The sequence below is a fragment of the Cryobacterium sp. 10I1 genome, assembly GCF_035019805.1.
Lineage (GTDB): Bacteria > Actinomycetota > Actinomycetes > Actinomycetales > Microbacteriaceae > Cryobacterium > Cryobacterium glucosi.
In genome coordinates, this window is record NZ_JASJVF010000106.1 from 1 (window position 1) to 10,684 (window position 10,684).

Annotated in this window: 5 protein-coding genes and 1 pseudogene; 5 read left to right on the forward strand and 1 reads right to left on the reverse strand. The window is 69.7% G+C overall.

Annotation, left to right across the window (positions count from 1 at the left end; genetic code table 11):
* The first annotated feature begins 53 nt into the window (after nt 1-53).
* From QN345_RS10645 to QN345_RS10660, 4 genes are all read left to right on the forward strand, one after another.
* Complete coding sequence (locus tag QN345_RS10645) at nt 54-4,238, forward strand: hypothetical protein (protein ID WP_323508638.1); 4,185 nt, start codon at nt 54-56, stop codon at nt 4,236-4,238.
* Between the two features lie 128 nt (nt 4,239-4,366).
* Nucleotides 4,367-4,912, forward strand: a complete 546-nt coding sequence (locus QN345_RS10650; protein WP_322136565.1) for a hypothetical protein — start codon at nt 4,367-4,369, stop codon at nt 4,910-4,912.
* 264 nt (nt 4,913-5,176) lie between these two features.
* Nucleotides 5,177-6,583 (forward strand): PQQ-dependent sugar dehydrogenase, encoded by a 1,407-nt coding sequence (locus QN345_RS10655; RefSeq protein ID WP_322189280.1) that lies wholly within the window; start codon nt 5,177-5,179, stop codon nt 6,581-6,583.
* Entirely contained in the window at nt 6,583-7,077 is a 495-nt protein-coding gene (locus tag QN345_RS10660) for a SprT-like domain-containing protein (protein WP_322136567.1), read from the forward strand. The genes QN345_RS10655 and QN345_RS10660 overlap by 1 nt, the downstream gene beginning before the upstream one ends.
* 85 nt (nt 7,078-7,162) lie before the next feature.
* Here QN345_RS10660 and QN345_RS10665 read toward each other — a convergent pair whose 3' ends face one another.
* Entirely contained in the window at nt 7,163-9,178 is a 2,016-nt protein-coding gene (locus tag QN345_RS10665; RefSeq protein WP_416172970.1) for a glycosyltransferase family 2 protein, read from the reverse strand.
* A 511-nt stretch (nt 9,179-9,689) separates the two neighbouring features.
* Here QN345_RS10665 and QN345_RS10670 point away from each other — a divergent pair.
* Nucleotides 9,690-10,684, forward strand: a pseudogene (locus QN345_RS10670) (chitinase); the annotation flags it as partial.

The following is a 10,684-nucleotide window of genomic DNA, read 5'->3' on the forward strand; positions in this document are numbered from 1 at the left end:
CACCCGCGACCTGCCGAACGTCTCCCCGGACCTGCTTGCAGACCTGGACGAGCGTGGCATCATCCGCATCGGCGCCGCTCGGCACCGCCTTCCCGGTGACGGTCGACCTCAGCGGCGTTCCGCTCGACCTCGTGACCCAGGTGAACCTCACGGCGACGGCCCCGGATGCGACGGTCAGCGACCTCGGCACGATCACCCTCGACACGGCAGGCCACGGCACCGCGGCCCCCACCCTGCTCGTCGCCGGGGCCCACGGCATCCGTGCGGTGGTCACCTTCACCGCGGCGAGCGAACTGGCGCCTGCCGCTTCGGACCCTGCCGTCACGACCGTGCAGCCGGTTCCCGTCCCCCAGCTCACGGTCTCCCGGACCGACCCCGGCGCAGCGCTCGTCGCCGGCGCGTCCGTCGAGCTGACCATCACGGCCGCCTGGCTCTCCTTCTCGTCGACGGGACTCGCCGCCGGCACACGAGCGGATCTCCTGGACGCCACCGGCACGGTCATCGGCACCACGCAACTGTTCGGGTCCCCTGAGGGACTGAGCGGAACGGTGACCGTCGCCAACCTCCGCGGAGGCACTCTGGCCGTGCATGCGAGCGTCGAGTACGGGCCGTTGCGGGCCTCCACGTCGAGCCCGGTCCTCGACCTCGCGGTCAGCGCGCCCACGACCGACCTGTCCCTGGCCGTTCAGCCGGTCACGGTCGGCGACAGCCTCACGGTCACGGTCACGGCCGAGCCGAGCGGCACCCTGACGGGGTCCTCCCGTTCGGTGCCGGCCACGGTCACCGTGCTGGGCACCGACTACCCCCTGAGCCTGATCCGCAGCGGCGCCACCGGGTTCTTCCGCGGCACGGTCGCGGTCCCCACCCTGCACGCAGGGTCCCTCGCCCTGTCCGCGTCCACACCGGGTGACGGTGTCGACACGAGCGCCGCGACCGCGGACCTGACGGGCACCGTGGACAAACGCGCCACGAGCGTCGCGGTGGTCGTCCCGGACGGGGCTCGCGCGGGCGACGCCCTCCCGGTCTCCGCCCGGGTGCTGCAGGCCGGCTCCCAGACCAGCCCCGCGCCCACCGGCACGATCATCCTCACCGGTTCGAACGACACCCTCTGCGCCGCAGACGGGACCGGCGCATGCACCCTGCCCGGGGCATCCGTGCGGATGGGCGAGAACACCCTGTACGCGCACTACGACGGCGACGCCGACAACGAAGCGTCGCACAGCGTGACGCAATTCACCGCGTCAGCCCGGGGCACGGACCTCGCGGTGACGTTCTCCCCGACCCCCGACGAGTGGGTATACGGCGAGCCGATCACCGCCAGCTGGACCACTACGACGACCGGTGCCGCCGCCGTCGGCCGGGTGTACTTCGACCTCCCCGGCGTCGGATGCAACGGGCCCGCGCTCGCGGGCAGCTGCACGCTCACCCCGGTGACGACCGCCCAGTCGGCACCCGTCAGCACCGAGTACACAGTCACCTTCATCTCGCGAGACGACGCCCCCGGCGCCGTCGTGAGCGGAACGGCCGACGCCAGGCTGTGCGTATACCCGATCGTCTTCGGAACCATCGACTACAGCAACTCCGTGCGCTGCGGTGACGACAAGCTCGGCGTCGTCACCGGCAGCCTGCTGCGCGCCACGGCATACGCACATCCCGACTACGCCGTCGACAGCTGGACGATCGACGGCTCGATGCGTCTTTCGCAGGGACGATCCTTCCTGTTCGTCGTGACCGGATTCATCCGCGTCGGCTACACCGAGCACTACGCGCCGACCTGCTTCACCCTGAAGCTGACCCCCACGGTGGACTGGGGCCTGCTCGACCCCTACGCGCAGGGCTGGGCGCGCGCGAATACCCGGCCGAACTGCGCCAGTCCGTACGGGTCCACCGCGCAGGAGCTGGCCGACCAGAAGACCGGCTTCTCCCGCTATGCAGCGGGCACCATCGTGGACCTGACGCTCGTTCCCGCCAACCTCTCCGAAGAACACACCCAATCCGAATTGGAGCTCGACACCCTCACCGGAGCGACCCTCACCGGCCCGTACTCCGCCCAGGTGGCGATGACCGCCGATCGCGCGGTCGCCGCCACGTTCCGCGTCAAGGCCTGCACGGTGGTCGACCTCCCCGTTACCGAGGGCGGCAGCGTCGCGGTGACAGCCGCCGATCGGCCGTCCACCAGCTGGGGCCTGAAGCCCTCGTCCGGAGCCTGCACCGTCGGCGGCGAGGCCGGATACGTTCCGGGAACGAAGATCACCGTCGTGGCCACCGCGAAGCCCACCGCCGCGTTCGGTTCATGGCTCGGCGGCTCGTCGCGCGACAACACCGCGACGACGCTGCTGGCGGCTCCGACCGGAAAGCTGCTCACGAGCGCTGCCACCACCGCCACGACACAACTCACCGTGCCGTGGGAGGACAGGTTCCAGGTCGGAGCCCAGTTCAGCATGGTCAAGTGCGTGACGGTCACCGTCGTCTCGAAAGCGATCCGCGACTACTTCGCCGCGCGCACGGGCGAGCCCGCCGGTGCCACGTGGGCGAAGGACGGACCCCTCACGCAGTGCGGCGACGTCGCATCCACGACCACGACCAGCAACAGCGCACTCGGCGGCTACCACGTGGTCACCACCACAGACTCGATGGTTGCAACGGGACGCCTGTCCCTGACCACGACCCAGCCGGAGTACGGCATCATGGGCTGGCGGGGCTACACCGGCAACACCGCATCGGTGCGCTGGAGCAGCAGCACCGAACAGGGTGTCGTCTGGAACGGCAACCCGGGGACGTCCGGGGGAACGACGATCGACCTCGCCCGGGTGAACAGCGCCATCACGCTGACCGCCGGCTGGTACAACGCGAGCTGCAAGCCACCCATCGTGAGCCTCCCGCAGGGCGGCTCCTACATGATCGCTCCCCTGTCAGCCGACGAGAGTTATTGCGAACGCGCCGGCGAACTGCCCCGGGGCCAGGCCGGCTACCTGCTGCCTGCCGCCATCGCCGGGTCCCCCAATCTCGTGCCGATCACGAGCATGGTCAACGCCTCGGGCCTGGACGAAATGGCGGAGTTCGGCACCTCCCAGGGCTTCTTCGAAGGTCGCGCCAAGGTCTACGGCGGCGGCAGCTATCGCCTCGAGTACTGCGCACCGATCGGGCTGAACGTTCGGGTCATCGACGATTCGGGCCAGGCATCCGCCCTCGACCCGGAGACCGCCAAGAAGATCGTCGTCGACGACGGCGGATGCCCGCCTCTCTATTCGCGCCCCGGCCGCACCGTGACCACCGCCGTGACCGTTGCCGGGCAGTACACCTACTCGGTGGGGGGAAGCACCGACGGCACCGGCCCGACACGCGTGGTGGATGCCCAGGGCAACGTCTCCGGCCCGAACACCCTCGACCTGACGATCATCTGCTACACGATCTCCGGGAAGGACCTGTCGGCGACCACGCCCGGCAACTGCCCGGGAGGGGCCGGCAACCGGTACACGCGCGGCACCACGGTGCAGCTGCAGGCCGAGGACATCGAAGGCAACCGCTTCGACGGCTGGGACTACGCCGACGCGTCGAGGGACCAGACCGCGTGGGTGATCATGGACAGGGACCGCTACGTCGAGGCCAAGATTCACCGCTACAGCACCCGCGAGAAGGTCGGCAACTGGTTCAGTTCGATCAGCCAACGCATGCTCGCCGCCGTGATCACCGTCGCGACGGGGGTGTCCCTCGCCCAGTTGATGGTCGCCAAGGTCGCCGCCGTCGGGCTGAAACTCGCGGCAGCCGGCCTCAGGGCCGCGGGAGCCGGTGGTGCGGTCGCCGACGCGATCGACAAGGCCGGAACGGTCATCCAGGCACAGGTCGACCTCGCGATGCTCGCGACGAAGTGCCTCAACGACTGGGCGAACGGCAAGGGCGAGATCCTCACCCTGCCGTCCTCGAACAGCGCGACACCCACGCTGGGCGCCGGCGCGGGGCTCGGCCCGAACGCGACGGCCGAGGACATCTTCAACGCCGCCAAGGCCGACCTCCAGACCCGGATCGCCGCGAAAACGGGGTACAGCGGCGCGGTGCCGATCGGGGCGGTGACGAGTGACGTGGGAACGTTCATGAATGTCGTCGGATCGTTCGGCGAGAACCTCAGCATGTACGGCTCGGACGCAAAGACGAACTGGAGCAGCTACGAGGCGTCGATGAAGGCGTGCATGGCCGAGGGAGTCGACTCCTACGTCAAGGACACGTACACGGGGTACTAGCGGGGTGCGGCGAGCGGACCGGGGCCGGGCCGGAAAGTTCGCCGGCACACCCCCGTACGGGTGTCGCCGCGGCATGGTCGGGATATCCTGTTAGGGAACCCGATCGTCCGCGGCACACCCGGCCGCCCTTGCCTCTGGACTACACCCTGCCCATCATCATTGGTTACGACGCCGTCACCCTCCGTGAAAAAGTCGACCTGCTCGCCGCCGGGCAGCGCCTCGACGAACTCGGCGAGTTGCGCAGCCTGTCCGCGCTCAACGAGAAGATCGCGCTGCTGCGCCTGATCGGACGCCTCGACGAGGCCTTCGACATGGCCAACGCCGCCCTGCGCCAGGCCCGGTTCACCGGATCCCGGGAGGAACTCGCGGCCAGCCGCATCCGCCGGGCCCAGGTGATGCAGTTCCAGGGCAAGCTCGATGAGGCCGCGAGCGAGCTCACCCACTGCGTTCTCGAGGCCGAGACGCACGAGTGGAGCGCGGTTGCGGCGTTCGCGCGGGAGAACCGCGGGAAGGTCCTGTTCGAGCAGGGCGACCTCGAGGGGGCCCTCACCGACCTCACCGCCGCCGTGTTCCTGCGGGAGAAGGCCGGGGCATCCGTCGAGCAGCTCGAAGGGTCTCTCGTCGCCGTCGCGGTCGTCGAGTCCATCATCGCCGAGCGGGGCCAGGGCCGCTAACCCCCCTGGCGCGTGCTCGCGCCCGCGTCGGTTTCCGCAAGCCGCGCCCGCGATGTGGGAGCGGGCTGCGCAAACAGTCGCGACGGCAGTCGCGGGAACGGACCACGCGGAGGACGCTGCGGCAACCCGGTGGTCGATGTCGGTGGACGGGGGCATTCTGGGGGAACGGGCGTAGCCGGTTCCCCCACTGTTCCGGATGCGCGGGCACACGGTAGGGCAGGCCCCGCGGCAGCGGGCCGGTGCAGGAGGAGTCGGGAGGTCGCAGTGGACGAGTGGATGCCGCCGCACGAGCCGGCACAGGGATGCGCACTCCCGCCGACGCAGCCGCGTGGAGTGCGGCATGCCCGGCGTTCGGCGCACCATGCCGGCCGGGTGGTCCGGCACCTGGCCGTGCTCGCAGTGGTCACGCTGATCGCCCCGGTACTGGTGGCGTGCACCTCCGACGCGCTAGGAACGCCCGCGGCGGCATCCGCATCGTCGGGGCCGTCGCCCGCGACGCCATCCCCGGGTTCGACCGGTGTGCCGAGTCCTGACCACGGGGCGCAACCGGGCGACCCGAACGCCGGACCCGGCCAGGGCCCCGGTGAGGGCGTGGGGCCGGTCGAGCCGGTCGGTGACCCCGTCGTCCTCGCCTCGGGCCTCGAGGTGCCGTGGTCGATCCTTCGCCTGCCCGGCGGCGGCACCCTGATCAGTGAACGGGGCACCGCACGCGTGCGCGAGCTGCTGTCCGGCGGACTCCGCGATGCCGGCACGGTTCCCGGTGTCGTCGCGCGCGGCGAGGGCGGGCTGCTCGGCCTCGCCTACCTCGCCGACTCGGCCGCGGCCGTCGGGGCCCCCAGCGCGGGACCCGGGGGCTGGGTGTACGCGTATTTCACCGGCACCACCTCCAACCAGATCGTGCGGATGCCGCTCACCGGCACCCTCGGAAGCCTCACGCTCGGGAGCTCCGAACCGGTGCTCTCGGGGATCCCGCGGGCAGGCAATCACGATGGCGGGCGCATCCGCTTCGGGCCGGACGGAATGCTCTATGCGACGACCGGCGACGCCGGGAACACCGCCGCCGCGCAGGACCTCGGGTCGCTCGGTGGGAAGATTCTCCGGATGACGCCGACCGGCGCCGTGCCGCCGGACAATCCGTTCGGGACGCTCGTCTACTCATATGGGCACCGGAATCCGCAGGGCATCGCCTGGGATTCGCGCGGCCGGCTGTGGGCGAGCGAGTTCGGGCAGTCGACGTGGGACGAACTCAACCTGATCACGCCGGGAGCCGACTATGGCTGGCCGGACGCCGAAGGCATCGCGCACGACCCGCGGTACACCGACCCGGTCGTGCAGTGGCGCACGTCCGAGGCCAGTCCGAGCGGGCTCGCGATCATCGGGGACACTCTGTTCCTCGCGGCGCTGCGGGGCGAACGACTCTGGCGGGTCGACTCCTCAACAGGCGCGGCGAGCGCGTGGTTTGTCAACACCTACGGCCGGCTGCGTGACGTGGTGCCCGGCCCGGATGGCACACTGTGGTTTGTGACGAACAACACGGACGGCCGCGGCATCCGAGCCGACGGCGACGACAAGCTCTACTCGGTTCGAGTGGAGCAGACCACGCCCCTGGCGCGTGGCATTCGGGTGGCGCAGCGAGCGAATGAGCCCGCCCGATTTGCGGCGGCGCCCTGATGGCGGACCTCACCCGCGTGCGGCGCTGGGCCGAAGCGCTCATCGACCTGCACCTCGACGCCGGCTGGACCTTCGCGTTCGACAACGCCAAGAAACGCGCCGGGCTGTGCAACTTCACGGCGAAACGCATCACGATCTCGCGTTACCTCGCCTCTCGGTACGAGGACGACGACGTGCACCAGATCCTGCTGCACGAGGTCGGGCACGCGCTCGCCGGCCCGCGCGCCGGCCACGGCCCGAAGTGGAGGTCCATCGCCCGCGACCTGGGCTACGACGGCAAGCGCACGCACGACGGCGAGATCGCCAACGAGCTCGCCCCGTGGGTGGGCGTCTGCCCGGCCGGCCATATCCACTACCGGTACCGGAGGCCGACGCGCGCCCTCGCCTGCGGGCTGTGCGGGCGCGGCTTCAACAGTGACCACCTCGTCACCTGGACGAGCCGGGAGATCACTGCGGCGGCTCGGCGGCGCGCCGCGGCGTCGGCCGGACTCTAGGGCGGGCCGGGAGACCGGCCACCGGCCGGGCGTGACAGAAGCGGGCGTGACCGGAGCAGGCGCTTGCCCGACGGGCGGTGGATGCCTAGCGCACGCCGATCCGGTGACGTCGGTCCCTGGAGGTGCGGCTGTCCCGGTTGAGCCGCCGGTCCCCGTGGTAGAGGATGCCCTGCCAGTCGACCGGCGCGCCCGGGTCGATCCGGGACCCCGCTGGCTGCTTCGGCTTCTTCACATCGACGTAGAGGAAGTTGAGCAGGCCCAGCCAGACGTCGACGACCGAGTTCCACAGGCCGATGTACATCAGTATCGCCGCACCGGTCGCCACCGCGTTGAACGCCGCGAAGATGGCATTTCCGACGTTCTGTTGGTTGATGTCCCGGTACAGGGTCAGTAGCGAGAACGCCACGATCAGGTAGGGAACGATCACGTAGAGCGCGGGCGCGGCCGTGCGGTTCAGCACCTTCGGGGTGCGCACGAACGGGATCTTCTCGGCCGACAACATCTGCTGGAAAGACTTGAGCACGCCGGCGAGGTTGACCGGGAGCAGCACGAGGTTGAAGCCGTAGATGCGGAACACGTCGCTGAAGCGATGGCCGGCCTCGCGCAGGTCGCTGCCCATCGCGAGGAAGTACGGCAGGGCCGCGAGGAAGACGAAGGGGCTGAGCAGCCGGCTGTCGTAGGGGAATGCCAGCAGGAACACGAGCCCGAAACTCGACCAGGCGATCGAGGCCATGTAGTTAGTACGGAGGAAGACCTCGCTCCAGCGAACCCGCTCGCGGCGGAATCGACGCTCCCTGAGCTGGTCCCAGAACTTCGGCAGGATGAGCAGGCCGCCGTTGGCCCAGCGGCGGCGCTGCACGATGAGCGAACCGAAGTCCGGCGGCGTGGCGCTGTAGCTCAGGCGTTCGGGGTAGTTGACGAGGGTCCAGCCGTGGCTGCCGAGGTCGATGCTCGACTCGGTGTCCTCGATCACGGTGCGGTCCTGGATGTAGGTGCGGATCTCGAACCCGCCGACCTCCTCCACTTCGACGATGTCCTCGATGGCCTTCTTGCGGATGACGGCGTTCGCGCCGACCCAGAACGTCGCGTTGTAGTAGGTCATGCCCTGGTGCAGCATGTGCTGCAGGTCGGTCGACGCGCCCGCCACCCGCTCGATGCGGGTCGGGGCCCCGTGGAATGAGGAGTACGGCGTCTGCGTGACGGCGACCCGGGCGTTCTCCGGCTCCTCGAGCAGGTAGACGAGACGCACGCAGTAGTCCCGCAGCAGCAGGGAGTCCGCGTCGAGGGTGAGCAGGTAGGTCGTGTCCGGCACGGTGAAGTCGCCGACGGTCTCGCCGACGGCGGCACGCAGCACGGTGCCTTCTGCCGTGTGGTCCGTCACCCAAGACGTGCCCATCAGTCCGATGTACGAGTTGAGGTTCATCGCCTTGTTCGCCTCGTGCGAGAGGGAGGCGTATTTCTTGCGTTCGAAGTAGTCGAGCCGGGTGGTGAAGATCCGCGCCAGGCGCAATGACAGCGTCACGATCTGGTCCGCGTCGGGGAAGTCGGCGCCCTCGGCCGCCGCCTCGAGTGCGAGCAGGCTGAGGCGCAGCTCCCTGGCCAGGCCCATGATGACCTGGTCGACGAAGAACTCGTCGACATGGTCGTGGACCTCCTCCTGCCCGGCCATCTCCTCGAGCCAGTCCGCGGCGGCGGCGTAGTCGGACGCGAGGTCACGGACATCCGCCGCCGTCACCTGCGGGTCGTCCAGGAACCGGTCGAGCCTGCGTTCAACGCTGCGCTGGAACCGTCCGGCGGGCACCGCGAGCAGTTCGCCGATCTCCCCGGCGAGCGCCCGGGTCGCTTCGAGCACGCGGAGGGTCTCCGGGTCGGTCGGGTACGGTGCGTCGTCGAGGAGCAGGACGATCCGCAGCTCGGGGAATTCCTGCAGCGCCGCGGACCACAGCGTGGCGCGGACGACGTGCGTCTCCTCGGCGTACGAGGGCACCAGCACGGTGATCCCCTGCCGGTAGTTGCCGAAATGCCGGTCGAGTTCGCCGCGCGGCACCCGGACATGGCTCTGATAGCGATACATCGAACCGAGTCGCGCGACGAGATACATCAGTGCCGAGAAGGTCAGGAACGTGACCACGACCGCATACCCGATCGCCTCCATGGTGAATGTGAAGTCCGGGCGCGGGGTGTCGACGAACAGGCGCACGATGGTCGTGAGCAGGTAGTAAGCCCAGAAGACGACCGTCGCGATGATGGCGACGCGCGCCCAGAGGATCGCACGTGTGCTGGGCCGCGGGTGCACGATCGACAGTGGTTCGCTGCGCCGCTCCGATCCCCATTGCCGGCGACGCGCCCGCTGGGTCTCGGTCGCTTCCCCAGCGGATGCCGCTGGTGCCGACGTTTCCGCCCCCGCCGCACCGGGGCATCCCGCTGCGTTGTTGATTCCGGTGTCGCCACGTGCCTGTTTCCTATCCTGAGACGAGCAGGAACCGCAGAATGATCCGGTTCGTCCCCGCGCGCGCACCCGGTTCAACGACCTCGGGGTCACGGTCCCCACAGTCTAGGCGCGGAGAGTGCTCCCGATCACTGCAATAATCCACGTGAGGACTTGGAGTCAGATGTCCACACGTTTTCCCGGTCGCCGGCTGTCGGTCGTGCGACTGATCGGTGTCTTCGTCGTCGCCGGCTGCCTGGTCTTCGCCGGGTTCCAGGGCTGGAACCAGATCGCGGACGCCGCATCCGTGAGCGCCAAGCCGTGGATGGCCGGTTACGTCGACGTCACGGCCACGCCGAGCCTCGCCTTCGAGAATCCCGCCTCCGCCGCCGGCGACAACGTCGTGCTCTCCTTCATCGTCGCCGACCCAACGGACGCCTGCACTCCGACCTGGGGCACCTTCTACACGATGGCCGCAGCCGAGAGCGATCTCGACCTCGACCGGCGCGTGGCGCGGCGCACCCAGCAGGGCGGCGACGTGATCGTGTCGTTCGGCGGGGCGATCAACCAGGAGCTGTCCGTCGCCTGCACCGACCCCGCAGCGCTCCAGGCCGCGTATGCCTCGGTGATCGAGCGCTACAAGCCGAGCACCATCGATCTGGACCTCGAGGGCGCGAACCTCACTGACGTGGATGTCGGGGCGCGCCGCGGTGTGGCGCTCGCCGCCCTGCAGAAGGCCGCTGCGGCATCCGCTGCCCCGCTCGCGATCTGGCTCACCCTGCCGACGACCCCGGACGGCCTCACCGAGGACGGGACGAACGCGGTCACCCAGTTGCTGACGGCCGGCGTCAACCTCAGCGGCGTGAACCTAATGACCATGGACTTCGGCTCCTCCCGCGCCGCCGGGCAGTCGATGGCGGATGCCGCGACAAGCGCCCTGCAGGCCGCCCACGGCCAGCTGTCCACGCTCTACCGCCGGGTGGGCCAGCCGCTCGGGTCGAAGACGCTCTGGAACAAGCTCGGCGCGACCGCGATGATCGGGCAGAACGACGTGCCCGGCGAGATCTTCACCCTCGCCGACGCCGTGGCGCTCAACAGCTTCGCGCTCGCGAACGGCGTCGGCCGCATGTCGATGTGGTCGCTCAACCGCGATGCGAGCTGCGGGGCGAACTATCCTGA

Excerpts from the sequence above, each read along its gene's own strand:
- QN345_RS10660 (WP_322136567.1), top strand. The coding sequence starts at position 6,583 with ATGGCGGACCTCACCCGCGTGCGGCGCTGGGCCGAAGCGCTCATCGAC.
- QN345_RS10665 (WP_416172970.1), bottom strand. The coding sequence starts at position 9,178 with ATGTATCTCGTCGCGCGACTCGGTTCGATGTATCGCTATCAGAGCCAT.